Source organism: Streptomyces luteoverticillatus (genome assembly GCF_003970715.1).
In the GTDB taxonomy this organism is placed as follows: domain Bacteria; phylum Actinomycetota; class Actinomycetes; order Streptomycetales; family Streptomycetaceae; genus Streptomyces; species Streptomyces abikoensis.
In genome coordinates, this window is the sequence record NZ_CP034587.1 from 6,669,400 (window position 1) to 6,692,539 (window position 23,140).

Genomic DNA, 23,140 nt, shown 5'->3' on the forward strand with positions numbered 1-23,140 from the left:
TGCTGCCGATCGGCCCAACCGCCGCGCGGTTCCGCCCGGAGAGGGGAAGGAGTGAGGCACACGAGGCAGCCCCCGCCCGCCGGAAGGAGCACGGTGCCCAGGGACCCCGCGGACGCGGACCTCATCGGCGAACTCACCGCCGACCACCTGAAGGTGCAGCGTCTCTTCGAGCGCGTCCGCGCCGCCGCCCCGGGCAGCACGGAGCGCAAGGAACTGACCGAACGCGCCACCATCGAGCTGGTGCGCCACGGGGCCCTGGAGAAGCAGCACCTGTATCCCGCCGTCCGCGAGCACCTGCCCGGGGGAGCGGAGTGGGAGGGGCGGGAACTCGCCGAACACGCCGGCATCGAGCGCGTCCTCGCGGAGCTGGAGCGACGCGGGCCCGCCGAGGAGGAGTTCGACCTCCTGCTCCTGGCGCTGGTGGATCAGGTCACCGCGCACGTGCTGGAGGAGGAGCAGCGGCTCTTCCCCCGGATGCAGGCCGTCTGCCCGGCCGAGGTGCTGCGGGAGCTGGGCGAGAAGGTCCGCGCCGGGAGGGCCACGGCCCCGACCCGGCCCAGGCCGCCGGCCCCGCGCGCCGAGCCGGCCGTCAGACCGCTGGTGCCCGGCACGGGGCTGCTCGACCGGGCCAGGGACTTCCTCACCGGCCGGGGCCGGCGGGCCTCCGGGTGAACCGTCCGCCGGCCCGCCGGGGCTCACCGGCGCGGCGGGCCGGACGGGCGGTCGAGAAGAGGCCGTTCAGGAACGGGCCGTCCTGGGCGGGCGGTCAGGAACGGGCCGTCCTGGAGCGGAGGCCCACCATCCGCCAGATGCGGATCTCCCGGACGAGCCCCGGGAACTCCTTCACCAGGATGCCGAGCGTCACCGCTCCGGCCACCAGGGCCTGCGTGATCAGCAGTCGTCTGGCCATGAGTCGCACTCCTTCGGTCGACGGGCGCCCGGCTCAGCCGGGCGGGATGTTCGGCATGACGTCCAGGAGGGCGTCGTGCCCCTTCGCGTGGATGCCCGTCGACCGCCGGGCGTCGGACGTGCCGTCCTCGTGGTGGCCGGTCTGGCGGGTGTGCGGGCCCTTGTTGCCCTCGTGGACGCCCCGGACGTGGGTCGGGGTGTCGGGTTTGACGTCGGCCTTGCCGACCCGGATGCGGCCCATGCGCTCTCTCCTTACCTCCGGGCGTCCTCGCCGCGTTCGGCGAGATCCGCGAAGAAGCCCTCGATCGCCGGCCGGATCCGGTCGCCGCCGGACAGGCCGCGCCACTCCCGCCGTACCAGGGCGACGAGCCGGTAGCAGTCGTCGACGGGGATGATCCAGTGGTCCTGCCGTCCCCGGGCGGTGTTGACGAGCAGGGCCTCCACCTCGGGGACGAGCGTGCGCAGCGGCGGGCACCGGTCGACGACCTCGCGCCAGCTCTCCGGGACGACCTCCCAGCGCGTCGCCCCGGCCGGGCTCGGATAGTGGGCCGTCACCTCGCCGTCGGCGCGCGGGACGAAGAAGGCGAGCCCCACCGGCACGCCGAGCCCCTCCGTGGGCACGGGCGGAAGGCGGACCCGGCGCGTCGGGATCAGCAGGTAGTGGTCCTCACCGGCCGCCTCGGGGGTCTCGCGGGTGAAGAGCAGGGCGCACGCCCGGCAGGCGCACAGCACCTCGGCCCGTCCGGTGCCGTACAGATGCCGGTGGCCGTCCTCGGCGGGGACGCCGCACAGATCGCAGCGGTCCGGGTCGTCGGCGGGCCCGGCGGCCGGCCGGGCGATGACCCGGGCCAGGGCCCCGCCGGTCACGAGGGCCTCCCGGCGGTCGCCGCCCGGGTGCGCACGGCGTCGAGGGGGACGAACGCGCCGGGCCGTCGCTCGTCCGGCGGCCGTTCCTCGTCCTCCGGCGCCCGGCGGACGTCCGACAGCTCGGGGGCGAGCGCGAGCACGGCCTCCCGGACGGCGTCCGCCAGACCGGCGGCGGAGGAGGGACAGCCGGACGTTCTGAGCCGGACGGTGGCGACACCGTCGGCGACCCCGGCCAGGCGCAGCTCGCCGCCCCGGTCCCGTACGGCGGGCCGGACGGCCTCGACGGCCCGGGCCACCCGCCGTTCGACCGGCTCGGGGTGGATGCCGTGGAGCGCCAGCAGATGCCCGACGAGCTCGTCGTCGGCCAGGCGCTCCGCGAGCGCGGGACCGGCCGCGTCCAGCACCCGGGTCAGGGCCTCGCCGTAGAGCTCGGTGAGGACCCGGACGGCCTCCAGGGCGGTCCGCGCGGTGGGCCCGGGGGCGGCCTCCAGCTGCCCCAGCAGGTCGTCGGCGCGGGTCAGCAGGGGCGTGGGGTCAGCCATGGCCGGCGCCGAAGGTCGGGGAGTGCACGGTCTTCCGCACCTGGCCGCGGCCGAGGTACATGTGCACCCCGCAGGGCAGACAGGGGTCGAAGCTGCGGACGGTGCGCATGATGTCGACGCCCTTGAAGTCGTCCGGCCCGTTCTCCTCGAAGATCGGTTGCCCCTGCACGGCGTCCTCGTACGGGCCGGGGGTGCCGTAGCTGTCGCGCGGGCTGGCGTTCCAGGGGGTGGGCGGGTAGGGGTGGTAGTTGGCGATCTTCTTGTCCTTGATCACCAGGTGGTGGGAGAGGACGCCGCGCACCGCTTCGTGGAAGCCGCAGCCGATGGCCTCGTCCGGCACCTCGAAGTCGGTGAAGGTGCGGGTCTCGCCGGAGCGGACCATGTCCATGGCGCGCTCCAGGAAGGTGAAGGCCATGGCGGCGGCGTAGGCCACGAAGTAGGGGCGGGCCCGGTCGCGTTCGATGGTGTTGCTCCACCGGGGGATCTTCCACTCCAGCGTGGTCTCGGGCAGCTTCTCGCTCCTGGGCAGGGTGATCCGCACGCTGTGGCCGGTGGCCTTGACGTAGGGGGTGTCGACGAGCCCGTTGAGGGCGGTGGACCACAGCCGGGCCAGGGGGCCGCCGCCGGTGTCGAGGGCCAGGTGGTTGCCGGTGCCCTGGTCGTACCAGCGGGGGCTCATCACCCAGCTGTAGTTGCCGTCGAAGTCGCGCTTCTGCGGCTCGGGCAGGGTGGTCTGGTTCCACGGGTGGCGGATGTCGACGGGGTTGCCGAGCGGGTCGTGGGTGACGAACGGCTCCTCGGCCGTCCAGTCCCCGTAGAAGGAGCTGCCCAGCAGGACGCGCAGGCCGAGGTTGATGTCGACGAGATTGTTGGTGACGAGCTTGCCGTCCACGATGATGCCGGGGGTGACGTACATGGCCTTGCCCCAGTCGTTCATCGTCTCGTAGCGGTAGTCGCAGACGTCGGGGTTCTGCCAGGCGCCCCAGCAGCCGAGGAGGATCCGGCGGCGTCCCACCTCCTCGTATCCGGGGAGGGCCTCGTAGAAGAAGTCGAAGACGTCGTCGTTCATCGCCACCGACTGTTTGACGAAGTCGAGGATCCGCATCAGGCGGGAGAGGTACTCGGTGAAGGTGGTGGGGGTGGGCTGGGTGCCGACGCCGCCGGGGTAGAGGGTGGAGGGGTGGACGTGCCGGCCCTCCATCTGGCAGAACATCTCGCGGGTGATCCGGCTGATCTTGAGCGCCTGCTTGTACACCTCGCCCTCGAAGGGGTTGAAGGCGCGCATGATGTCCGCGACGGTGCGGTAGCCGTGGATCTCGCCGCGGGGCGCCTGGGTGCGTTCGGCGCGGGCGAGGACACCGGGGTTGGTGGCCTTGACCATCGCCTCGCAGAAGTCCACGAACACCAGGTTGTCCTGGAAGATGGTGTGGTCGAACATGTACTCCGCCGCCTCGCCGAGGTTGACGATGCTCTCGGCGAGCGGCGGGGGCTTGACGCCGTAGGCCATCTGCTGGGCGTAGTCGGAGCACGTGGTGTGGTTGTCGCCGCAGATCCCGCAGATGCGCGAGGTGATGAAGCCGGCGTCCCGGGGGTCCTTGCCCTTGAGGAAGACGGAGTAGCCGCGGAACAGCGACGAGGTGCTGTGGCACTCGGTCACTTCGCGGTTGGCGAAGTCGATCTTCGTGTAGATGCCGAGGTTGCCGATGATCCGGGTGATGGGGTCCCAGGACATCTCCACGATCCGCGCGGGTTCGCGCTCCCCCGTGGACCGGTCGGCCGTTGCCGTCATGTGAGTTCTCGCCTCTTCGTTCGTGTCGTCGCCCGGGTCTTCCGCGGTGCGTGGGTGCCGCGCGAGCGCCAGGTGGGGTCGTAGCCGCTGGTCAGGTCGGGGCCGTTGTGGTGCCACTTGGGCTCGCGGTTGACGGCCGTGTTGGTGATGCCGCGCAGGCGCCGGACCAGCGCGCCGTACGGTTTGATGAGCGTGGCGGAGAGGGCGCCGCCGGTGGGCTCGTCCATGAACGGCATGAAGGCGTCGGGGAAGCCGGGCATGGTGCAGCCGATGCAGATGCCGCCGACGTTCGGGCAGCCGCCGACGCCCGCCATCCAGCCGCGCTTGGGGACGTCGCAGTTGACCACCGGGCCCCAGCAGCCGATCTTCACCTGGCACTTGGGCGAGTTGTAGTCCATGGCGAAGTCGCCCTGCTCGTAGTAGGCCGCCCGGTCGCAGCCCTCGTGCACGGTCCTGCCGAACAGCCACTGCGGGCGCAGCATGTGGTCCAGCGGTGGCGCGGGGGCCGTGCCGGCGGCGTGCTGGAGCATCCAGCCGAGGGTCTCCATGAAGTTCTCGGGCTGGATCGGGCAGCCCGGTACGTTCACCACGGGCAGCCCGGCCCTGGACCGGAAGTCCCAGCCCAGGTAGTCGGCCAGGCCCATGCAGCCGGTGGGGTTGCCCGCCATGGCGTGGATGCCGCCGTAGGCGGCGCACGTCCCGGCGGTCATCACGGCCCAGGCCTTCGGCGCCAGCCGGTCGATCCACCAGTTGAGGGTGAGCGGCTCGCCGGTCTCCGGGTCGTTGCCGAAGGACGTCCAGTAGCCGTCGCCCTCGATGATGTTCTGGTTGGGCACCGACCCCTCGATGACGAGGACGAAGGGCTCCAGTTCGCCCCGGACGGCGGCCCGGAAGGGGGCCAGGAACTCCTCGCCGCCCAGGGTGGGGGAGAGGACCTTGTTGTGGAGGTTCACCTTCGGCAGGCCGGGGACGAGCCCCAGCAGCACGTCCTCCAGGGCGGGCCGGTCGGCGGCGGTCAGGGAGACCGTGTCGCCGTCGCAGCTCATCCCCTCGGAGATCCACAGGATGTCGATCTCGTCGAAGCCCGTCGCCTCGCCGGTACCGGCGGAACCGTTGTCGCCGCTCATGTCCTCGTCCTCCCTCGTTCCCGGTCATGGACCTGGTCGTGGGTGCTCGCGGCCAGGGGCCGTACCTCCTCCGGCCGGAAGTAGTGGAACCGGCCGTACCAGTCGTGGAGTTCCGCCGCCGGGTCGTCCTCGATCGTCACCGCCAGCCGCACACTGCCGTCCACGTCGTGGAAGACCCCCGCCACCCGGGCGGTACGGCCGGCGAGGAACATGTCCTGCGCGTCGGCGCCCCGGCCGCGCGGTGCCAGCACCACCCTGCCGCCCGCCGCCACCACGACCCCGTCGACGAGCACGCTGTCCGTGGCCGGGCAGACCCCGTCGTCCCCGCCCTCCCGCCACCACGGCACCGGCGCCCCGGTGGCGCGCGGCCCCATCGAACGGATCGCGCCGTGCAGCCGGCCGAACACCTCCGGCGGCATGGTGTCCACGCGGTCGAGGATCTCCGCGGCCCGCCGGTCGGTGGCCCGCGCCTCGCGTTTCTCCTCGTCGGTCAGGAGCAGCGTGCGCAGGGTGAGGATCTCGTCGATCTCGGCGGCGTCGTGGAGATCGCCCGGGCTCTCCGGGGCCACCCGGGGACGGTCGGGCAGGATGATGGGCGAGGAGAGGACGAGGTCGCATGTGCCGGGCTCGCCCGCCAGCACCGGGAAGGTGTGGAGGTTCCGGCAGCCCGCGGCGTGCGCGCGCGCCCACGGCGGCGGGTCGAGGAGGGAGAGGAAGCACAGGCCGTCGCCGCCGATGACGGTGTGGGTGGCGATCAGCGCGTGGCGCAGCGCCTCCTCGCGCGTGCTCCGAGGCCCGGCCGCCCCGGTGTTCTCCGTGCGCACCCTGAGCCGGAACAGCCCCTTCCGGGCGTCGAGGCGCTCGGCGCGCAGCAGCGTCCGGGCCCGCAGCGGCAGCCGCTGCCGCACCACCCGCCCGGCGCCCCCGTCCAACTCCTCGGTCTCCGTCCCGCCGGGCGCCCCCACGGCGAACTCCCGCTCGTGCGCCAGGAGGTCGGCGAGCGGGACGGCGATGTCGCACTCGTGCGGGACGGCCTCGTCGAAGGGGACGTGGACGGCCCCGGCCACCTCCAGGGTGTCGACCGGGGCGTGACCGCCGGTGGGCGTGCGCCGCTCCACCCGCTTCCGCCGCACCTGGAGGAACCGCACCCGTACCCGCACCACGGGGTCGGGGCCCGTCGCCCGGACGAGGCACTCGGTGCGCTGCCGCCACGAGTCGGCGGAACCGGCCACGCCGGGCGTCTCCGGCCCCTGGGCCTCGGCCCAGTCGCGCGGCGCGAGCACGCCGAACTGCCAGCGCACCCTGTTCTTGCCCGACGAACGGCGGTAGGGGTAGAGCAGATAGCCCTCGTAGAGGACGGCGTCCGCGACGGCGCGCACCCGGTCGAAGGCGGACTCCGACGGGGAAGCGGGATCGGCTGCGGTGCCCACCCGGTTCGGTGCCAATGCGGTCTCCCTAGTGCGCGCGGAGTCACCCCACTTTCACATGATCTGTCCGGATGTGCTCGCTCCGGCGCGCAGTGGTGTGACCGGGAGCCGGACGGGTACCCGGAAGGGCGTGACGATCCGGCACCCGGCCGAGCGCGGTGGTGAACGACGGCCCTTCGAGCGGCTGGCGGAGAAGGCCTCCCACTTCACCAGCTCCCGCGCGTTCTTCGGGCTGTGCTTCCTGCTGGTGGCCAACTTCGTGGCCATGCACGTCGTCCAGCTGTCCACGGAACTCGAACTGCTCGCCGCCGGCCTGATGACCAGTGTGACGCTCCTGTTGCTCGCCCTCCTCAAGAACTCCGAGCTGCGGGCCGAGCACGCGATCCAGCGCAAGCTCGACGCGATCGCCAAGGCCCTGCTGGCGCACCACGAGGGAAAGGAGGGCGGCGAGGCCTTCGACGAGCTGCGCGACGCCATCCGGATGGAGGAGGAGATCTGAGCGCCCTCCCGGGGGTGCCCTCAGCAGATCCGGGGCAACTGCTCGCCCACCGGCAGGTCCACCACGCGCGTGCCGCCCAGCCCGGTGCGGGCCACCACCATGCCCGGGTGCTCGGCCACGCACTCCCCGATGACGGCCGCCCCGGCCCCCTGCGGGTGCGCGCGCATCGCGGCGAGTACGGCGTCCGCGTGCTCCCGGGGGACGAAGGCCACCAGCCGCCCCTCGTTCGCCACATAGAGCGGATCGAGGCCGAGGAACCCGCAGGCGTTCGCGACCGCCTCCGGCACCGGCACCGCCTCCTCGGTGAGGACGACGCCCGTCCCGGAGGCGGCGGCGATCTCGTTGAGGGCCGCCGCCACGCCGCCCCTCGTGGGGTCGCGCAGCACGTGCAGATCGCGGGTGGCGGCGAGCATCGCGGCGACCAGGCCGCCCAGCGGCGCGGTGTCGCTGACGACGTCCACACCGAACTCCAGGCCCTCGCGCACACTGAGCACGGCCACGCCGTGCAGCCCGACGGGCCCGCTGACGAGGACCACGTCGCCCGGCCGGGCCCGTTGCGGGCGGATGTCCACCCCGTCCGGGACGAGCCCCACGCCCGAGGTGGTGACGTAGATACCGTCGCCGTGCCCGGCGTCGACGACCTTGGTGTCCCCGGTGGCGACGACGGCCCCGGCCGCCTCGGCGGCGGTGCCGATCGCCCGGGCGACCCGTTCGACCACCGCCAGCTCCGTGCCCTCCTCCAGGACGAGGGCGCAGGAGAGGTAGGCGGCCCGCGCCCCGCTCATGGCCAGGTCGTTGACGGTGCCGTTGACGGCCAGGTCGCCGACGCAGCCGCCCGGGAAGAACAGCGGCCGCACCACGTAGGAGTCGGTCGAGAAGGCCACCCGGGCCCCGCCCAGGGGCAGCACGGCCGAGTCGCCGAGGACGGCCAGGATGTCGTTGCCGTAGGCGGGGGCGAACACCTCGGTCATGAGCTCCGCCGACAGCGCCCCGCCGCCGCCGTGGCCCATGACGACGACGGGCCGGTCCGGCAGCGGCGCGGGGCAGCTCCACTCCGCCGGGTCCGGCAGCGCGCCGGCCGTCTCCACGATGCCCTCAGCCAACGGAGCTCGCCTCCTTGCCGGTCGTGGCCGCCGGACCGTGGGCCAGGCGGCGGTAGAGGTAGTAGGCCGCGCACGCCCCCTCGCTGGAGACCATGGTCGCCCCCAGGGGCGTGCGCGGGGTGCAGGCCGTGCCGAAGGCCTCGCACTCGTACGGCTTGAGCAGGCCCTGGAGCACCTCGCCGCTGCGGCACGCCGCCAGTTCGAGCGTCCTGACGTCCGTCACGGCGAAGCGGTGCTCGGCGTCGAACTCCCGGTAGTCCTCCGCCAGACGCCAGCCGCTGGCCGGGATGGTGCCGATGCCGCGCCAGGCGCGATCGGTCACCTCGAAGACCTCGGCGAGCATGCGCAGCGCGGCGGTGTTGCCCTCGTCGCGGACGGCGCGCGGGTAGGCGTTCTCCACCCGGTGCTCGCCGCGCTCGAGCTGGCGGACCGTGCGGCGGACGCCTTCGAGGATGTCCAGCGGTTCGAAGCCGGTCACGACGATCGGCACCCGGAACCGCTCGGCCAGCTCCGGGTACTCGCCCACGCCCATCACGCTGCACACATGCCCGGCGGCCAGGAATCCCTGGACCCGGCAGCGGGGCGAGCTCATGACGGCCTCGATCGCCGGTGGCACGCGGACGTGGGAGACGAGCAGGCTGAAGTTGCGGACGCCCAGCCGGCGCGCCTGGTGCACGGCCATGGCGTTGGCGGGCGCGGTCGTCTCGAAGCCGATGCCGAAGAACACCACCTGCTTCCCCGGGGTGCGGCGCGCGATCTCCAGCGCGTCCAGCGGCGAGTACACCACCCGCACATCGCCGCCGGCGCCCTTGACCCGGAACAGGTCCCGGCCGGTGCCGGGCACGCGCAGCATGTCCCCGAACGAGCAGAAGACGACGTCCGGGCGGGAGGCGATGGCCAGCGCCTTGTCGATCACCTCCAGCGGGGTGACGCACACCGGGCAGCCGGGGCCGTGGATCAGCTCCACCTCGGCGGGGAGCAGCTGGTCGATGCCGTGCCGGATGATCGAGTGGGTCTGGCCCCCGCACACCTCCATCAGCGCCCAGGGCCGGGTGACGGTCGCGTGGATCTCGTCCAGCAGCCGCCGGGCGAGCGCGGGGTCGCGGAACTCCTCCAGATACCTCACCTCGGCACCTCCGGCTCTCCCGCCTCGGCGGCCGCGAGCCCCCACGCGTCGCCGAACTCCTCCTCCAGCGCGCCCATCCGGGCGAACAGCTCCAGCGTCGCCAACGCCGCCTCCTCGTCCAGCCGTTGCAGGGCGAAGCCGACGTGCACGATGGCGTAGTCGCCGACCTCGATCTCCGGCAGATAGGCCAGGCACACGTCCTTCACGACGCCGCCGAAATCCACCTTGGCCATGCGGGTGCCGTCCCGCTCCTCAACCCCGACGACTCTGCCGGGCACCGCAAGACACACGGTCCTCTCCTCTCCGCTCGCCCGCCCGCGCGGCCACGAGCAACTGACCCAGCGCCAGCCCCCCGTCGCCGCAGGGCACGTTCCGGTGCCGCACCACCGTGAAACCGGCGCCGGCCAGCCGCCGGGCGCACTCCTCCTCCAGCACCGCGTTGGCGAACACCCCGCCGGTCAGCGCCACCGTGCCCACACCGGACCGGCGGCGGACGACCGCGCACACGGCCGCCACCGCGTCGGCGACGGCCAGGTGGAAACGGGCGGCGACCACCTCCACGGGCGTCCCGGCGCGGACGTCCGCCACGACCGCGCGCAGCACCGGCGCCGGGTCGAGCAGCCACGGCCCGTCCTCCGCCGCCCGGCCGCCGCGCAGCGCGAACGCGTACGGCGGGCCGTGATCGGCCAGGCCCCGGGCCGCGTACGCCTCCAGCTCCACCGCCGCCTGCGCCTCGTACCCGGCCCGGTGGCGGACGCCGGTGAGCGAGGAGACGGCGTCGAAGAGCCGCCCCATGCTGGACGTCGGCACGCACGCCACCCGCCGCTCCAGCTGCTTTGCCAGCAGCCGGAGTTCGTCCTCCGCGCAGGCGGCCACCGCCGGAAGGGCCGGGTCCCAGGGGAGCCGGGCGCTCCGCAGGTGGGCCAGGGCCATGCGGCAGGGGTTGCGGACGGCCGCGTCGCCGCCGGGCAGCGGCACATAGGCGAGGTGGGCCGCGCGCCGGTGGCCGGTGTAGTCGGCGAGCATGACCTCGCCGCCCCACACCGCGCCGTCGTCCCCGTAGCCGGTGCCGTCGAAGGCGACGCCGATGACGGGCGCGGTGCCGTCCAGGCCCGCGTCGGCCATGGCGGAGGCGATGTGGGCGTGGTGGTGCTGCACCAGCCGCAGCGGGCGCCCCCGGGCGCGTTCCCGGGCCCAGGCGGCCGAGCGGTAGCGGGGGTGACGGTCGGCCGCCAGCGCCTCGGGCCGCACTCCGGTGAGGCCGGTGAGGTGCTCGACGGCCCGCTCCAGGGCCGTGAGCGCGGAGAGTTCACCGAGGTCGCCGATGTGCTGGGACATCCAGGCCGAACGGCCGAGCCCCAGGCAGAAGGCGTTCTTCACGTCGCCGCCCACGGCCAGGAGGGGCGGGATGTCGAAGGGCAGGGCGAGCGGTTCGGGGACGTAGCCGCGCGAGCGGCGCAGCGGCAGGACGCTGCCGTCGGCGCGCACGCGGACCATCGAGTCGTCGCACGGCGCGTGGATCGGCCGGTCGTGGGCCAGGCGCGCGTCGGCCAGTTCCGACAGCCGTTCGGCGGCCTCCGCGTCGTCGGTCACGATCGGCTCGCCGGACCGGTTGCCGCTGGTCATCACCAGGACCCTCGGGCCGGGCGGGTCGCCGGGCAGCCCGAACAGCAGCCGGTGCACGGGGCTGTAGGGCAGCATCACCCCGATGTCGGGGGCACCAGGGCAGACGGAGGGGGCGAGCGGCACGGCGGGTGGGCCGGCCCGGCGCAGCAGGACGACGGGGGCCCGGGGCCCGGTCAGCAGCCGCTCCTCGGCCTCGCCCACCGGGGCGAGGGACCGGGCGGCCGACAGGTCGGCGGCCATGACGGCGAAGGGCTTGCCACCGCGCTCCTTGGCCGCCCGCAGCCGGGCGACGGCGTCCTCGTCGCCCGCGTCGCAGGCCAGGTGATAGCCGCCCACCCCTTTGACGGCCAGCACCGCGCCGCGCGCCAGCAGCGCCCGGGCCTCCGCCATGGCCCCGGCGCCGTACCGCGTGCCGTATGCCGTGTCGGGGCCGTCTTCCAGCCGCAGCCGGGGGCCGCAGCCGGGGCAGCACACGGGCTGCGCGTGGAAGCGCCGGTCGGTGGGGTCGGCGTACTCGCCGGCGCACCGCTCGCACAGCGGGAAGGAGGCCATCGTGGTGCGCGGGCGGTCGTAGGGCAGGCCGGTGACGAGGGTGAACCGCGGCCCGCAGTGGGTGCAGGTGATGAAGGGGTGCCGGTGGCGGCGGTCGGCCGGATCGGTGAGCTCCGCGAGGCAGCCGTCGCACAGGGCCGCGTCGGGCGGCACCCGGGTACGCCCGGGGCCCGTCCCGGACGGGAGGATCGTGAACCCCGCCCCGCCGCCCCGGGCGGGCAGGGCCCGCTGCGAGACGGAGACGACCACGGCCAGCGGAGGGGGCGCGGCGGTGAGCCGTTCGCAGAACGCCCGCACCGGCTCCGGCGCTCCCTCCACCTCGGTGACGACGCCCTCCGGGTCGTTGACGACATAGCCGGAGAGGCCGAGCTCACGGGCCAGGCCGTGCACGAACGGGCGGAAGCCGACGCCCTGCACCGTGCCGCGCACGACCAGACGGCACCGGACGGGGGACGCCTGACGGGCCGTCGTCACGGCAGGCGGCCCGCCGGGTCCCCGAGGGGGAGGGCGTGCCCGCCATCCGTGCCATGGGAGTGCGCGGGGGCGGCCGCCGCCATCACCGGCCGGTGGACGGCCGCTCCCCGCACCACCGCCAGCACCCGGTCCACCAGCGACTCCACGCCTTCCCCGGACCGCGCCGACGTCTCCGCGATCTCCACCCCGGGATTGACGCCGGTGACGTTCCGTACGAACGCCGCCCGGTCGAAGCCCACCGCCCGCTCCAGGTCGGTCTTGGTGAGCACGACCAGATGCGCGAGGCCGAAGGCCGTCGGGTACTTCAGCGGCTTGTCCTCGCCCTCCGTCACCGACATCAGCGTGATCCGCAGCGTCTCGCCCAGGTCGTAGGAGGCCGGGCAGACGAGATTGCCGACGTTCTCCACGTACAGCACCCGGGTGCCGGCCGGCAGCCAGCCCTCCAGATGGGCGCGGAGCTGCGCGGCCTCCAGATGGCACAGCCCGCCGGTCAGCACCTGCCGGACGGGCACGCCGGAGCGGGCCAGGCGGCGCGCGTCGTGCTCCGTGGCGAGGTCCGCCGTCAGCGCCGCCGTGGGCACGCCCCGCGCGCTCGTGTGCGCCAGGACCCGCTCCAGCAGGGCGGTCTTGCCGCTGCCCGGACTGGACAGCAGGTTCACCACGATCGTGCCCAGGCCGGCGAGTTCCTCGCGCAGCGCACCGGCCAGGGTGTCGTTCTTCGCCAGGACCGCCCGTCGCACATCCACCACGCGGCACATCACCCGCTCGCCTCCTCGAGTTCGATGGCGGTGACCTCCAGCTCCCGGCCCCCCAGCAGTTCCCGCGACAGCTCGTCGCAGCGCGGACACCACATCGAAGGGGGCGAGCCGACGGCGAAATCGCCGCCACAAGGCGCGCAGCGGGCCAGGGCCGGGACGTCCCGCACCACCAGCCGCGCCGATTCCAGCGCGGTGCCCGCCCTGGCCAACTCGAAGGAGAAGCGCAGCGCGTCGGGTACGACGCCCGCCAGCTCGCCCACCCTCACCCGCACCGCCGTGACGCGTCCGCCGCCGTGGAGCCGGGCGGTCTCCGCCGCCCGTTCGACGATCGCCTCGGCGATGGACAGCTCGTGCATCCGCCTCGCCGCTCCCGTCGCCCGTGACCGTCAAGTGCCCCACGGGAGCACGTACGCCCCCACAGTGACCGGCTCGCGGCGCCCCCGGCCGTGCGGCGGGGCCGGAGCGGTCCATGCGGCCGCACGTATTCGCCCGCGCGGCGCAATCCCGCACACCCGCACGGCCGCGCGCCGTCGCGCCCCGCCGCCGCTCGGTGACGATCGCCTCGGGAACGGCGGGCCACACCCGCCCCCCAGTCCCCATCCGACGCATCCCACACGGGAGGACGGTCGCCGTGCGCATTCTGCTCGTCGCCAGCGCGTTCAACAGCCTCACCCAGCGGGTCTTCGCCGAACTCGGCGACCACGGCCACAGCCCGGCCGTCGCCGTGGTGGACGACGAGGACGCCGTGCGCGCGGCGGTCGACCGCCACCCGGCCGACCTGGTCGTCGCGCCGATGCTGCGCACGGCGATCCCCCGGGACGTCTGGTCCCGGCACACCTGCCTGGTGGTCCACCCAGGGCCGCCGGGGGACCGGGGCCCGTCCTCCCTCGACCACGCCCTGCGCGACGGCGCCCGCCACTGGGGGGTGACGGTGCTTCAGGCCGAGGAGGAGATGGACGCCGGGGCCGTCTGGGCGGACGAGGGCTTCGCCGTGCCCGACGGGGTGGCCAAGAGCGACCTGTACCGGGGGGAGGTCGCGGACGCCGCCGTCCGGGCCGTCCTCCTCGCGGTCGAGCGTCACGCCTCGGGCCGCTGGACACCCCGCCCCCAGGCCGGCCTGCCCGTGCGGGCCCGCCCGTACCTGCGGCAGGAGGAGCGCCGGATCGACTGGCGGGAGCAGCCGACCGAGTCCGTGCTGCGCGCCCTGCGGGCCGCCGACTCTCAGCCGGGGGTACGGGACGAACTCCTGGGCGCCGAGTGGTTCCTGCACGGCGGCCACGCCGAGGACCGGCTGCGCGGCCGGCCCGGGCGGGTGCTGGCCACCCGGGCGGGCGCCGTCTGCCGCGCGACCGCCGACGGAGCGGTGTGGATCCCCGAACTGCGGCGCTGCCGCACGGAATCCGGTCCGCCCGGCCTGAAACTGCCCGCCGCCCTCGCCCTCGGCGACCGCCTGCCGCCCGTCCCCGAGATCCCGGCCCCCCTCCAGCCGCCGCCCGGCCGGCACACCTGGAGCGACATCCGCTACACCGAGGCCGGACCGGTGGGCTTCCTCCGGTTCCGCTTCCCCGGCGGCGCGATGAGCACGGCCCACTGCCGGCGCCTGCTCAACGCCTACCGCCAGGCCTGCCGGCGCCCCACCGCGCTGCTGGTGCTCGGCGGCGAACGCGACATCTTCTCCCACGGCATCCACCTCAACGTCATCGAGGCCGCGGCCGACCCCGCCGCCGAGTCGTGGGCGAACATCAACGCCATGGACGACCTGGTCGAGGCCGTGCTGACCACCACCGACCGGCTCGTCGTCGCGGCCGTCGGCGGCGGCGCCGGCGCGGGCGGGGCCATGCTGGCGCTCGCCGCCGACGAGGTGTGGTGCCGCGACGGCGCCGTCCTCAACCCCCACTACCGGCTGATGGGCCTGTACGGCTCCGAGTACTGGACCTACACCCTGCCCCGGCGCGTCGGCGCCGAACAGGCGGCGGCGCTGACGGAACAGGCCGCGCCGGTCAGCGCCGCCCGCGCCCTCGTCCTCGGGCTCGTCGACCGCGTCCTGCCCGCCTCACCGGGGGAGTTCGCGGCCGCCGTCGCCCGCACGGCCGACGCCCTCACCCGCCACACCGACACGGCCGCCCGGATCGCCGCGAAGAAGGCGGCCCGCGAGAAGGACGAGCGGATCCGGCCGCTCGCCGCATACCGCGCCGACGAACTGCGCCACATGCGCGCGGCCTTCTTCACCCCCGACGCCCCCTACCACGCCCTGCGCTCGGCGTTCGTCCGCAAACAGCCGGCACCGGGCGCAGGGGAACACCTGGACCGGCTCTCACGGCCGCGCCCGGTCCGCCGTTTCCCGGAGCGGCGGCGGTGACCGCCCCGGCCCGCCCGCGCGTCCTCGTCGCGGGCATCGGCAACATCTTCCTCGCCGACGACGCCTTCGGCCCCGAGGTGATCGCCGCCCTGCGCGAGGCCTCCCTGCCGGACGGCGTGGACGCCGCCGACTTCGGCATCCGGGGCATGGACCTCGTCTACCGGCTGCTGGACGGCTACGACGCCGCGGTCCTCGTCGACGCCGTGCCGCGCGGCGGCGCCCCGGGCACCCTGTACGTCCTGGACGTCGACGGACCCGGTACGGACCTCGCCCCGGCCGTCCCCGAGGCGCACGGCATGGACCCGGTGAAGGTCCTGGCCACCGCGCGCGAACTGGCCGGTTGGGAGGGTCTGGCCTTCCCCCGCGTGGTGCTCGTGGGCTGCGAGCCGCTCACGCGCATGCGCGGCGACGAGCCCGACGTCGTCCACGGCCTCAGCGACCCCGTCCGCGCGTCGGTCGGCGAGGCGGTACGGCTCCTGGAGACCGTCGTGGCGGAGCTGCTGCCCGGGCACGCGGCCGAGCGGCTGCCGGGCTGACGCCCGACGACCGCGTGGTCGTCGCTCAGGAGTCCCCGGCGGCGAGGACGAACTCCCGCAGCGCGTCCGGAGCCGGCGCCACCACCTCCGCGAGCCTGCTGCCGCCCCGGAAGGCGATGAAGGCGGGCACGGGACCGACGCCCGCCTTCTGGACGACGTCGTACGCCTCGTCCACGTCGACGCTGTAGAAGCCCACCGCGCGAGTGAACTCGGGCAGCTCCGAGAGCTTCTCGAACACCGGGACGATCGTCCGGCAGAGATTGGCCCAGGTGGCGCAGAAGCACACGACCACGGGCCGCTCCAGGGCGATGGCCCTCTCGAACTCGTCCAGGCTCGTCAACGACGTGACCGACATGCTTCCGCATCCCCTCGCGACGGGTCGGCTTCCGCGGCGGCCCGCGGCACCTCGCCACACCGTTCCACGAGTCCGGCCGCCCCGCACGTCGGCGGAGCGCCGGACACCGGACCGGCGGCGAAACCGCGACACACCATCACCATTCCCCTGGTCCCCATCGCCCGGAGGCCGATACTGGGGCGCGTTCTCGCCGGGCACGGAGGTGAAACCGGGTGCGGATCAAAAGCGGCCCGCTGGAGGCCGCCGGCTGGTGGGCCGGGCTCACCGCGCTGTGGATCATGCTCATCAGCACGGTCGACGTCCTGGAGCTGGCCGTCGGGGCGGCGGCGGCCCTGGCCGGGGCCTGGGCGGCCCGCGCCGCCCGGCGCGCGGCGCGCGAGTGAACGGGTGGCTGGCCGCCGCCGCGCTGCTCCTGATCGCCGGTGTGGGCCCGAGCCTGTGGGGCGCCGCGCGGGGCGCCCCCGGGCGGCGCGTCGTGGCGCAGAACTACGCGACGCTGCTGCTGTGCCTGGTGTTCCTGCTGCTGGCGCAGGGCTACGGACGACCGGCCTACGTCGACCTCGCGCTCGTCGTCTCGGTGCTCGGGCCCGCCGGGACGCTCGTCTTCGCCCGGCTCCTCCTCGCCGGGGAGGAAGGTGAGCCGCCCGGGACGCGCCGGCTCACCCCCGTCGTCGCCGCCGGCACGGCCGCGACGGTCCTCCCGCTGTGCGTGGTCACCGGACCGGGCCGCGCGACCGTCAAACTGCTGGTCATCGGCGCGCTGCTGCTGGCCGGGGGAGTGGCCACGACCAAGGCGGTGCGCCATGGCTGACCCGGCCGTCGACGACGTCCTCGTCGTCGCCTCGCTGCTGTTCGTCGCGGCGGCCGCCACCGCCGCCGTCCTCAACCGGGACCCGGCCCGCCAGGCCGTGGTCCTCTCCCTGCTCGGCCTGGGGCTCGCCGTGCTCTTCACGGTCCTCCAGGCGCCCGACGTCGGCCTCTCCCAGCTCGGCGTCGGATCCGCCCTCACCCCGCTGATGATCCTGCTGACGGTGCGCAAGGTCCGGCGGCAGCGGGAGCGGCACGGCGGAAAGCGACACGAATGAGCCGGCGCGCGCGGCTGTGCGTCCTCGCCGCCGGCCTCCTGGCGACGGCGGCACTGCTGGTGGCCGCCGTCCTCCGGATGCCGTCCTTCGGCGGCCCCTGGCACCCCTACGGCGACCGCGCGGTCGAGGCCGCCCTGCGCCGGAACACCGCCAACACCGTCTCCGCCGTCAACTTCGACCAGCGCGCCTTCGACACCCTCGGCGAGGAGAGCATCCTCTTCGCCTCCGTGCTCGGCACCGTCGTCCTGCTCCGCCGCACCGAGGACGAGCGGACCTCGGAACCACGCCCCGTGCCCGTGCCCGCCACGATGCGCCGCTACGGGATCGCCGCCCTGCCGGTCACCCTCCTCGTCGGGCTGTACGTCATCGCGCACGGCCAGCTCAGCCCCGGCGGCGGATTCCAGGGCGGGGTCGTCGTCGCCACCGCCTTCCACCTGCTGTACGTCGCCATCGACTACCCGGCGCTCAAACGCGTCCGGGCCGTCGGCCTGTACGAGATCGGCGACGCCCTGGGCGAGGCGGCCTACGTCCTGACCGGCGTGGGCGGGCTGGTCGCCGGCGCGGCGTACCTCGCCAACGTCCTGCCGTACGGAACCTTCAACACGCTCGCCTCCGGCGGCACCGTCCCGCTGCTCAACGCGGCCGTGGGCGTGGAAGTGGCCTCGGCCGTCGTCGTCCTGCTCGCCCGTTTCCTGAGCCAGGCCCTGGAGATCGAAGGAGACCGGGAATGACGGTGCTGCCCTACCTCGTCGCGGGATGGATCTTCCTGGTCGGGGTGTACGGCCTGGCCACCAGCCGCGACCTGGTGCACGCCGTGGGCTGTCTGGCCGTCGCCCAGTCCTCCACCTATGTGCTGCTGCTGTCCGTCGGCTACCGCCACGGCGGCACCGCGCCCGTCTTCTCCGACGTCAAGCCCGGCGTCACCGTGGTCGACCCGGTCGTCCAGGCCCTGGCCCTGACCGACGTCGTCGTGGGAGCGACGGTGACCGCGCTGCTGCTCGCCCTGGTCGTCCAGACCGCCAAACGCTTCGGCACCACCGACCCCGACGAACTCTTCGCGCTGAGGGGCTGAGGGGCCATGGACCGGTTCCTGCCGCTGATCGTGGCGGTACCCCTGCTCGGCGCCGCCCTCCTGGTGGGCGCGGGCCGGCGGATGGCACGCCCGGTGGCGGAGTCCGTGGGCCTCGCCTGCGCCGCCGGCAGCACCGGGCTCTCGGCGGTGCTCCTCACCGGGGGCACGGCCGTGACCTGGGTCGGGGACTGGACGCCGCTCCACGGGCACAGCGCGGGCATCGTGCTCGTCGGCGACCGGGTCGGCCTGGGCCTGGCCGGGCTGACGTCCCTGCTGGTGACCGCCGTGCTCGTCTACTCCTGGCGCTACTTCGACGAGCCGCCGCACGGCCACCCGGGTGCCTACCCCGCGCTCGTCCTGCTCTTCCAGGCGGGCATGTGCGGCTTCGCGCTCACCGGCGACCTCTTCGACGCGTTCGTCTTCTTCGAGCTGATGGGCGTCGTCGGATACGCGCTGACCGGCTACCACGTCGAGGAGAAGCGTCCGGTCCAGGGCGCCCTGGCCTTCGGGTTCGTCAACTCCCTCGGCGGCTACGCCTCGCTGCTCGGCATCGCCCTGCTCTACGCCCGCACCGGCGAGCTCGGCATGGCCCAGGCGGGCCGGCAACTGGACACCCGGCCGCGTGCCGACGTCCTCGTCGTCACCGCGTTCGTCCTGATCCTGACGGGGCTGCTGGTGAAGGCGGCCGCCGTGCCCTTCCACTTCTGGCTGCCGGACGCCCACGCAGTCGCCCCCACCCCGGTGTGCATGCTGCTGTCCGGGGTGATGGTGGAGATGGGCGTCTACGGGGCCGCGCGCGTCCGCACCACCGTGTTCGCCGGACCCGGCGGCGTCCCGGCGGGCGACGCCCACCGGGTCCTCCTCGTCCTGGGGGTGACGACCGCGCTGGTGGGCGCGGTGATGTGCTGGCAGCAACGGCACGTGAAGCGGTTGCTCGCCTACTCCACCGTCGGGCACTCCGGGCTGTTCCTCGTCGCGCTGGCCGCCGCCGAGCCGGAGAGCACGACGGGCGCGTGCCTGTACGTCCTGGGCCACGCCGGGGCCAAGGCCGCACTGTTCGCCTGCTCCGGCATGCTCCTCGACCGGTACGGCAGCGTCGACGAGTGCGAACTCCACGGGCGGGGCCGGGACATGACGGGCATCGGCCTGCTCTTCGCCGCCGGCGGCCTCGCGCTCGCCGGGCTGCCCCCCTTCGGCACGGGCCTGGGCAAGGCCCTGGCCGAGGAGGCGTCCCCCTGGTTCGCCGCGCTGTTCGTCCTCGTCTCCGCGATCACGGGCGGCGCGGTGCTGCGCGTGACCGCGCACGTCTTCCTGGGCGCCGGGCGACAGCCCAGCACCCAGGAACCGGAGACCGGCGGCGACGAGGAACCCGAGACCGGACGCCCGGTGCGCAGACCGCCCCCGCCGATGGTGACGGTGGCGGCCCTGCTCCTCGTGGGCGCCCTCGCCGTGGGCACCGTCCCCGCGCTCGCCCGGGGCGTCGCCGGCGCGGCACACGCGTTCACCGACCACGCGGGCTACGCCGCCGCCGTCCTCGACGGCCGGGCGACGGCGTACCCCGGGGCCACCCCGTGGTGGACCTGGTCCGGCGCGGGCCTCGGCCTGCTGTCCGCCGCGCTGGCCACCGGCATGGCCGCGGCGGCCGTACGCACCGGCCGGCCCGGCGGGCGCTGGAGCGCCCCGCTGCGCCGGCTCCACTCGGGCCACGTCGGCGACTACGTGGCGTGGGCGGCGGCCGGCATCGGGCTGCTGGCGGCGCTCGCCCTGTGGCCCGCCGGCTGAGGGGCCGCCCGCTCAGGAAGGGCCCCTGCGCGCGGTGACATAGCTGAACGGCGCGGACACCCCGGCGCTGTGGTGACCGGCGGCCGTGAGGGCCAGGGACAGCCGTGCGCGCGGCTTGAGGCCGAAGCCCGCGGTGGCGTGCAGTGCGCCGAGCGCGAGTTCGCTGCCGCACCCCACGGCCGCGTAGCCGTCGGCCGGTTCGGCGATCTGGTAGTCGTCGTAGACGGTGAACAGGCGGCCGTATATGCCGACGAGGAACGTCCCGGCCTGCTCCTGCTCCGAGTCCTTGCGTGCCCAGCCGCCGTCCTTGAGGCAGGCGCGCAGCTTGTCGACGAAGACGGTGGTCATGAACCGGTCCAGATCCCCCTTGGGCCGGGGCGCCTTGAACGCGTGGTGCAGCAGCTGACCCATGCGGAAGCTGGTGGTGAACCCCATGGCGTAGGGGCCGTTGCGGAAGACCTTCGGATCCCGGCGGACGGTGATTCTCAGCCCGGCGACGCCCGCCGAGTCCCCGCCCAGATGCACCCGCCCGTTGTACGCGAGCCCGACGATCACCGTCATGTCCGCCCCCTCCTCAGTGGCCCCCTTTCGATACTTCGCCGACGGAATCGGGCGGAAACCGGGCAACGGCACCGGCCTTCCCGTCACATGTCCCAGCCGTACGGCGTCGACTCCCTGGGGGAGGGAGCGGCGCCCCTGGCCTCGACGTCGTGCTCCGCCGTCCGCAGGAGCTTGCCGCCCAGGTCGCGCAGGGCGCGGGCCGCGGCGAACTCGTCGCCGATGTCCGGCACGTCCTCGTCGCCGGCCGCGCGCCGGGCGGTGCCCGTGCCGGTCAGGGAGGACGTGCCCGTCTCCAGGACCGCTCGCGCCGTCGTCTTTCCTTCGTCCTCGAAGAGGTGGAGGCGGACCTCCCAGTCGGCTGTGTGCGGCATGCTCGCTCCTCGGTCTCAGTGCGACAGTTGCGCGTCCTCGTGCATGACCTCCCTGATGTCGTCACTGGCCTTGGCCAGCAACTGTTCGGCGAGGTTGTTGAGGGCCCGGGCGGCCGCCACCTCCTCGCCGACGCGCTGCTGGCGGCGGTCGTCCGGATTGCGGTTGGCGATGCCCTGGGCGCTCATGCCGGAGCCGTCGTGCATCCGGAGCCGGACATCCGCCTGGGTGGTGGCGTCGATCTCCCGGAACTGCATGTCGATGGCGCAGTCGACGATCTTCTCCATGGTGCTCACCTGCCGTATGACGATGGTTCAGCCCGCCGGGGCGGGCGGTGCCGCCAGGTGCCCGGTGAACCACTCGCGGGCGAGGTCCGCCACGGCGTCCAGAGTCCCGGGCTCCTCGAAGAGATGGGTGGCGCCCGGCACGACGGCCAGGCGGTTCTCGCAGCGGAGCGCGGCCGCCGCCTGCCGGTTGAGGTCGAGGACCGTCTCGTCCCGGCCGCCGACGACGAGCAGGGTCGGCGCGGTGACCTGGGCCAGCCGGTCGGCCCCGGCCAGGTCGGGGCGGCCGCCCCGGGACACCACGGCGGTGATGTCCTCGCCCTCGCCCCGCGCGTGCTCCTCCGCCGCGTCGGCGGCGGCCAGCAGGGCGGCCGCCGCGCCCGTGCTCGCGCCGAAGTAGCAGACGGGCAGGGCCGTGTGGCGCCGCAGCCAGCGGGTCACCTCGGTCAGCCGGCGGGCCAGCGGCCCGACGGCGAAGACGTTCGCCCGGTCGGCCTCCTCCTCCGGGGTGAGGAGGTCGAACAGGAGCGTGCCCAGCCCCGCCTCGGCCAGCGCCTCGGCCACCGCGCGGTTGCGGGGGCTGAAGCGGCTGCTGCCGCTGCCGTGGGCGAAGACGACGATGCCGGCGGCCCCGGCGGGCATGTGCAGATCGCCGGGCAGACGGACGCGCCCGTCCTCCACCGGCAGCTCGACCGGGCCGGTACGGGACCGGCAACCCCCGTCGTTCCCGTCGCTTTCGTCGTCCCCGTCGCCGCCGGATTCCTCGGCGTTCCTGTGCAGCAGGGCGACGACCTCCTCGTCGGCGGTCTGCGAGAAGTCGCGGTACCACTCGCCCACGGCGGAGAAGAGGGGCGGCGTGCTGAGGCAGATCAGTTCGTCCACCTCCGGGCCGATCCGCTCGGCCGCGTCCGGGGGCGCGACGGGCACGGCGAGCACGACCCTGGCCGCCCCCTCGGCCCTGGCCACCCGGCAGGCCGCCGACGCGGAGGCGCCGGTGGCGATGCCGTCGTCGACCACGATCACGGTCCGGCCCGTCAGCGGGATCCGCGGCCGTCCGCCCCGGAAGCGCTTCGCCTGCCGGGCCAGCTCCGCCTCCTCGGCGCGCTGCACCTCGGCCAGGTCGTCCTCGTCCACCCGGCTCATCCGCATGATGTCCTCGGAGATGACGCGTATCCCGCCCTCGCCGATCGCCCCGAACCCCAGCTCCCGGTGGTAGGGGACGCCCAGCTTCCGGACCAGGATGACGTCCAGCGGGGCGCCGAGCGCGTGCGCCACCTCGAAGGCGACCGGGACCCCGCCGCGCGGCAGGCCCAGCACCAGCGGATCGGCGTCGCGGAGGTCCTCCAGCCGGCCGGCGAGGCGCCGGCCCGCGTCCACTCGGTCGTCGAATCGCATGCGCACACCTCCGGCCCCCGTAATCCCAATATGACCGGATCGGGGGTGATAGTCCACGCGGGACCTTCCGTGGTCCAGTCCAGGTCCGGCCCAGGTCTAGTCCTCCAGCGCCGCCCGGACCCGGGCCGCCACCTCCGCCGCCTCGTCCTGCGACGCGTAGCGCCCGCGCGGCCAGAAGAAGCCGCGCAGACCGTCCTTGCGGTCGCGCGGCACCACATGCACATGGAAGTGCGGCACGGACTGGCTGACCCGGTTGTTCGCCGCCACGAACGACCCCGCGGCGCCCATGCCGCGCTCCACCGCGCCCGCGATCCGCCGCACCCGGGTGAAGAACGGACCGATCTCCTCCGGCAGCAGGTCGGTGAGCGTCTCGGCGTGCCGCCTGGGCACGACGAGCACATGGCCGGGGAACAGCGGACGGGCGTCGAGGAACGCCACCGCCGTCCCGTCGTCGAGGACCCGGTGTCCGTCGGCCTCGCCGGCCGCGATCGCGCAAAAGAGGCACTCCACGGAGACCAGTGAACTACGCGCGCCGTCCCGGGG

At 74.4% G+C, this 23,140-nt stretch carries 29 protein-coding genes; 10 read left to right on the forward strand and 19 right to left on the reverse strand.

Going from position 1 to position 23,140, the window contains the following annotated elements:
- Window positions 1-93 precede the first annotated feature (93 nt).
- The gene (locus EKH77_RS29625; RefSeq protein ID WP_126917308.1) at window positions 94-672 is read left to right on the forward strand and encodes a hemerythrin domain-containing protein; all 579 of its coding nucleotides are present in this window, start codon (window positions 94-96) and stop codon (window positions 670-672) included.
- 94 nt (window positions 673-766) lie between these two features.
- On the opposite strand, the gene EKH77_RS33175 is transcribed toward EKH77_RS29625, so the two are convergent.
- The 7 genes from EKH77_RS33175 to EKH77_RS29655 are packed head-to-tail and all read right to left on the reverse strand — an operon-like array spanning window position 767 to window position 6,679.
- The gene (locus EKH77_RS33175; protein ID WP_164737902.1) at window positions 767-910 is read right to left on the reverse strand and encodes a hypothetical protein; all 144 of its coding nucleotides are present in this window, start codon (window positions 908-910) and stop codon (window positions 767-769) included.
- Between the two features lie 33 nt (window positions 911-943).
- Window positions 944-1,150 (reverse strand): hypothetical protein, encoded by a 207-nt coding sequence (locus EKH77_RS29630; RefSeq protein ID WP_126917309.1) that lies wholly within the window; start codon window positions 1,148-1,150, stop codon window positions 944-946.
- Between the two features lie 11 nt (window positions 1,151-1,161).
- Window positions 1,162-1,776 carry a DUF5947 family protein gene (locus EKH77_RS29635; RefSeq protein WP_126917310.1) on the reverse strand — a complete coding sequence of 205 codons (615 nt, stop codon included), beginning with the start codon at window positions 1,774-1,776 and terminating at the stop codon, window positions 1,162-1,164.
- The gene (locus EKH77_RS29640) at window positions 1,773-2,318 is read right to left on the reverse strand and encodes a NifU family protein (protein ID WP_126917311.1); all 546 of its coding nucleotides are present in this window, start codon (window positions 2,316-2,318) and stop codon (window positions 1,773-1,775) included. Before EKH77_RS29640 ends, EKH77_RS29635 begins: the two co-directional genes overlap by 4 nt.
- On the reverse strand, window positions 2,311-4,107 hold the full coding sequence (locus tag EKH77_RS29645; protein WP_126917312.1) for a nickel-dependent hydrogenase large subunit: 1,797 nt from the start codon (window positions 4,105-4,107) through the stop codon (window positions 2,311-2,313). Before EKH77_RS29645 ends, EKH77_RS29640 begins: the two co-directional genes overlap by 8 nt.
- Window positions 4,104-5,234, reverse strand: coding sequence for a hydrogenase expression protein HypE (locus EKH77_RS29650; protein WP_126917313.1), 1,131 nt, complete (start codon window positions 5,232-5,234; stop codon window positions 4,104-4,106). The genes EKH77_RS29645 and EKH77_RS29650 overlap by 4 nt, the downstream gene beginning before the upstream one ends.
- Window positions 5,231-6,679 (reverse strand): hypothetical protein, encoded by a 1,449-nt coding sequence (locus EKH77_RS29655; RefSeq protein ID WP_430981016.1) that lies wholly within the window; start codon window positions 6,677-6,679, stop codon window positions 5,231-5,233. Before EKH77_RS29655 ends, EKH77_RS29650 begins: the two co-directional genes overlap by 4 nt.
- Window positions 6,680-6,791: 112 nt before the next feature.
- On the opposite strand from EKH77_RS29655, the gene EKH77_RS29660 reads away from it, so the two are divergent.
- Window positions 6,792-7,160, forward strand: a complete 369-nt coding sequence (locus tag EKH77_RS29660; RefSeq protein WP_126917314.1) for a hypothetical protein — start codon at window positions 6,792-6,794, stop codon at window positions 7,158-7,160.
- Between the two features lie 20 nt (window positions 7,161-7,180).
- Here EKH77_RS29660 and hypE read toward each other — a convergent pair whose 3' ends face one another.
- From hypE to hypA, 6 genes are all read right to left on the reverse strand, one after another.
- Entirely contained in the window at window positions 7,181-8,170 is a 990-nt protein-coding gene (hypE, locus tag EKH77_RS29665; protein WP_126918377.1) for a hydrogenase expression/formation protein HypE, read from the reverse strand.
- Window positions 8,171-8,255: 85 nt separating this feature from the next.
- Entirely contained in the window at window positions 8,256-9,389 is a 1,134-nt protein-coding gene (gene hypD, locus EKH77_RS29670) for a hydrogenase formation protein HypD (RefSeq protein WP_126917315.1), read from the reverse strand.
- Window positions 9,386-9,679 (reverse strand): HypC/HybG/HupF family hydrogenase formation chaperone, encoded by a 294-nt coding sequence (locus EKH77_RS29675; protein WP_126917316.1) that lies wholly within the window; start codon window positions 9,677-9,679, stop codon window positions 9,386-9,388. Before EKH77_RS29675 ends, hypD begins: the two co-directional genes overlap by 4 nt.
- On the reverse strand, window positions 9,642-11,996 hold the full coding sequence (hypF, locus tag EKH77_RS29680) for a carbamoyltransferase HypF (protein ID WP_346429085.1): 2,355 nt from the start codon (window positions 11,994-11,996) through the stop codon (window positions 9,642-9,644). Before hypF ends, EKH77_RS29675 begins: the two co-directional genes overlap by 38 nt.
- Before the next feature lie 41 nt (window positions 11,997-12,037).
- Complete coding sequence (gene hypB / locus EKH77_RS29685) at window positions 12,038-12,799, reverse strand: hydrogenase nickel incorporation protein HypB (RefSeq protein ID WP_126917318.1); 762 nt, start codon at window positions 12,797-12,799, stop codon at window positions 12,038-12,040.
- On the reverse strand, window positions 12,799-13,155 hold the full coding sequence (hypA, locus tag EKH77_RS29690) for a hydrogenase maturation nickel metallochaperone HypA (protein ID WP_126917319.1): 357 nt from the start codon (window positions 13,153-13,155) through the stop codon (window positions 12,799-12,801). The genes hypB and hypA overlap by 1 nt, the downstream gene beginning before the upstream one ends.
- Before the next feature lie 275 nt (window positions 13,156-13,430).
- Between hypA and EKH77_RS29695 the strand changes: the two genes are divergently transcribed.
- Both EKH77_RS29695 and EKH77_RS34100 read left to right on the forward strand, forming a co-directional pair.
- Window positions 13,431-15,158, forward strand: a complete 1,728-nt coding sequence (locus tag EKH77_RS29695; protein ID WP_240667600.1) for a hydrogenase maturation protein — start codon at window positions 13,431-13,433, stop codon at window positions 15,156-15,158.
- The gene (locus EKH77_RS34100) at window positions 15,155-15,694 is read left to right on the forward strand and encodes a hydrogenase maturation protease (RefSeq protein WP_240667601.1); all 540 of its coding nucleotides are present in this window, start codon (window positions 15,155-15,157) and stop codon (window positions 15,692-15,694) included. The genes EKH77_RS29695 and EKH77_RS34100 overlap by 4 nt, the downstream gene beginning before the upstream one ends.
- Before the next feature lie 25 nt (window positions 15,695-15,719).
- On the opposite strand, the gene EKH77_RS29700 is transcribed toward EKH77_RS34100, so the two are convergent.
- A complete protein-coding gene (locus EKH77_RS29700; RefSeq protein ID WP_126917320.1) occupies window positions 15,720-16,049 on the reverse strand; it encodes a thioredoxin family protein in 330 nt (109 codons plus the stop codon).
- A gap of 212 nt (window positions 16,050-16,261) precedes the next feature.
- Between EKH77_RS29700 and EKH77_RS33180 the strand changes: the two genes are divergently transcribed.
- From EKH77_RS33180 to EKH77_RS29725, 6 genes are read left to right on the forward strand one after another with little or no spacing between them, the layout of a single operon-like run.
- Complete coding sequence (locus EKH77_RS33180; RefSeq protein WP_164737903.1) at window positions 16,262-16,432, forward strand: hypothetical protein; 171 nt, start codon at window positions 16,262-16,264, stop codon at window positions 16,430-16,432.
- Entirely contained in the window at window positions 16,429-16,860 is a 432-nt protein-coding gene (locus EKH77_RS29705; protein WP_126917321.1) for an MrpF/PhaF family protein, read from the forward strand. The genes EKH77_RS33180 and EKH77_RS29705 overlap by 4 nt, the downstream gene beginning before the upstream one ends.
- Window positions 16,853-17,134: a Na(+)/H(+) antiporter subunit B gene (locus EKH77_RS29710; protein WP_126917322.1), complete on the forward strand. Its 282-nt coding sequence runs from the start codon at window positions 16,853-16,855 to the stop codon at window positions 17,132-17,134. The genes EKH77_RS29705 and EKH77_RS29710 overlap by 8 nt, the downstream gene beginning before the upstream one ends.
- The gene (locus tag EKH77_RS29715; RefSeq protein WP_126917323.1) at window positions 17,131-17,865 is read left to right on the forward strand and encodes an MnhB domain-containing protein; all 735 of its coding nucleotides are present in this window, start codon (window positions 17,131-17,133) and stop codon (window positions 17,863-17,865) included. Before EKH77_RS29710 ends, EKH77_RS29715 begins: the two co-directional genes overlap by 4 nt.
- Entirely contained in the window at window positions 17,862-18,206 is a 345-nt protein-coding gene (locus EKH77_RS29720; RefSeq protein ID WP_126917324.1) for a sodium:proton antiporter, read from the forward strand. The genes EKH77_RS29715 and EKH77_RS29720 overlap by 4 nt, the downstream gene beginning before the upstream one ends.
- A gap of 6 nt (window positions 18,207-18,212) precedes the next feature.
- Window positions 18,213-19,988, forward strand: a complete 1,776-nt coding sequence (locus EKH77_RS29725; RefSeq protein ID WP_126917325.1) for a complex I subunit 5 family protein — start codon at window positions 18,213-18,215, stop codon at window positions 19,986-19,988.
- Between the two features lie 12 nt (window positions 19,989-20,000).
- On the opposite strand, the gene EKH77_RS29730 is transcribed toward EKH77_RS29725, so the two are convergent.
- From EKH77_RS29730 to EKH77_RS29750, 5 genes are all read right to left on the reverse strand, one after another.
- Complete coding sequence (locus EKH77_RS29730; RefSeq protein ID WP_126917326.1) at window positions 20,001-20,549, reverse strand: hypothetical protein; 549 nt, start codon at window positions 20,547-20,549, stop codon at window positions 20,001-20,003.
- Between the two features lie 83 nt (window positions 20,550-20,632).
- Complete coding sequence (locus EKH77_RS29735; RefSeq protein ID WP_126917327.1) at window positions 20,633-20,920, reverse strand: DUF1876 domain-containing protein; 288 nt, start codon at window positions 20,918-20,920, stop codon at window positions 20,633-20,635.
- 15 nt (window positions 20,921-20,935) lie between these two features.
- Window positions 20,936-21,205, reverse strand: coding sequence for a dsRBD fold-containing protein (locus tag EKH77_RS29740; protein WP_126917328.1), 270 nt, complete (start codon window positions 21,203-21,205; stop codon window positions 20,936-20,938).
- 27 nt (window positions 21,206-21,232) lie between these two features.
- Window positions 21,233-22,597, reverse strand: a complete 1,365-nt coding sequence (locus EKH77_RS29745; protein WP_126917329.1) for an alpha/beta family hydrolase — start codon at window positions 22,595-22,597, stop codon at window positions 21,233-21,235.
- Between the two features lie 96 nt (window positions 22,598-22,693).
- Window positions 22,694-23,107, reverse strand: a complete 414-nt coding sequence (locus EKH77_RS29750) for an HIT family protein (protein ID WP_126917330.1) — start codon at window positions 23,105-23,107, stop codon at window positions 22,694-22,696.
- Window positions 23,108-23,140 lie beyond the last annotated feature (33 nt).

Bases quoted from the DNA above. Each gene is read 5' to 3' on its own strand.
- EKH77_RS33175 (WP_164737902.1), bottom strand. From the start codon at position 910: ATGGCCAGACGACTGCTGATCACGCAGGCCCTGGTGGCCGGAGCGGTG.
- EKH77_RS29630 (WP_126917309.1), bottom strand. From the start codon at position 1,150: ATGGGCCGCATCCGGGTCGGCAAGGCCGACGTCAAACCCGACACCCCG.
- EKH77_RS29640 (WP_126917311.1), bottom strand. From the start codon at position 2,318: ATGGCTGACCCCACGCCCCTGCTGACCCGCGCCGACGACCTGCTGGGG.
- EKH77_RS29645 (WP_126917312.1), bottom strand. From the start codon at position 4,107: ATGACGGCAACGGCCGACCGGTCCACGGGGGAGCGCGAACCCGCGCGG.
- EKH77_RS29650 (WP_126917313.1), bottom strand. From the start codon at position 5,234: ATGAGCGGCGACAACGGTTCCGCCGGTACCGGCGAGGCGACGGGCTTC.
- hypE (WP_126918377.1), bottom strand. From the start codon at position 8,170: ATGGGCCACGGCGGCGGCGGGGCGCTGTCGGCGGAGCTCATGACCGAG.
- hypB (WP_126917318.1), bottom strand. From the start codon at position 12,799: ATGTGCCGCGTGGTGGATGTGCGACGGGCGGTCCTGGCGAAGAACGAC.
- hypA (WP_126917319.1), bottom strand. From the start codon at position 13,155: ATGCACGAGCTGTCCATCGCCGAGGCGATCGTCGAACGGGCGGCGGAG.
- EKH77_RS29700 (WP_126917320.1), bottom strand. From the start codon at position 16,049: ATGTCGGTCACGTCGTTGACGAGCCTGGACGAGTTCGAGAGGGCCATC.
- EKH77_RS29710 (WP_126917322.1), top strand. From the start codon at position 16,853: ATGGCTGACCCGGCCGTCGACGACGTCCTCGTCGTCGCCTCGCTGCTG.
- EKH77_RS29715 (WP_126917323.1), top strand. From the start codon at position 17,131: ATGAGCCGGCGCGCGCGGCTGTGCGTCCTCGCCGCCGGCCTCCTGGCG.
- EKH77_RS29720 (WP_126917324.1), top strand. From the start codon at position 17,862: ATGACGGTGCTGCCCTACCTCGTCGCGGGATGGATCTTCCTGGTCGGG.
- EKH77_RS29725 (WP_126917325.1), top strand. From the start codon at position 18,213: ATGGACCGGTTCCTGCCGCTGATCGTGGCGGTACCCCTGCTCGGCGCC.
- EKH77_RS29730 (WP_126917326.1), bottom strand. From the start codon at position 20,549: ATGACGGTGATCGTCGGGCTCGCGTACAACGGGCGGGTGCATCTGGGC.
- EKH77_RS29735 (WP_126917327.1), bottom strand. From the start codon at position 20,920: ATGCCGCACACAGCCGACTGGGAGGTCCGCCTCCACCTCTTCGAGGAC.
- EKH77_RS29740 (WP_126917328.1), bottom strand. From the start codon at position 21,205: ATGGAGAAGATCGTCGACTGCGCCATCGACATGCAGTTCCGGGAGATC.
- EKH77_RS29745 (WP_126917329.1), bottom strand. From the start codon at position 22,597: ATGCGATTCGACGACCGAGTGGACGCGGGCCGGCGCCTCGCCGGCCGG.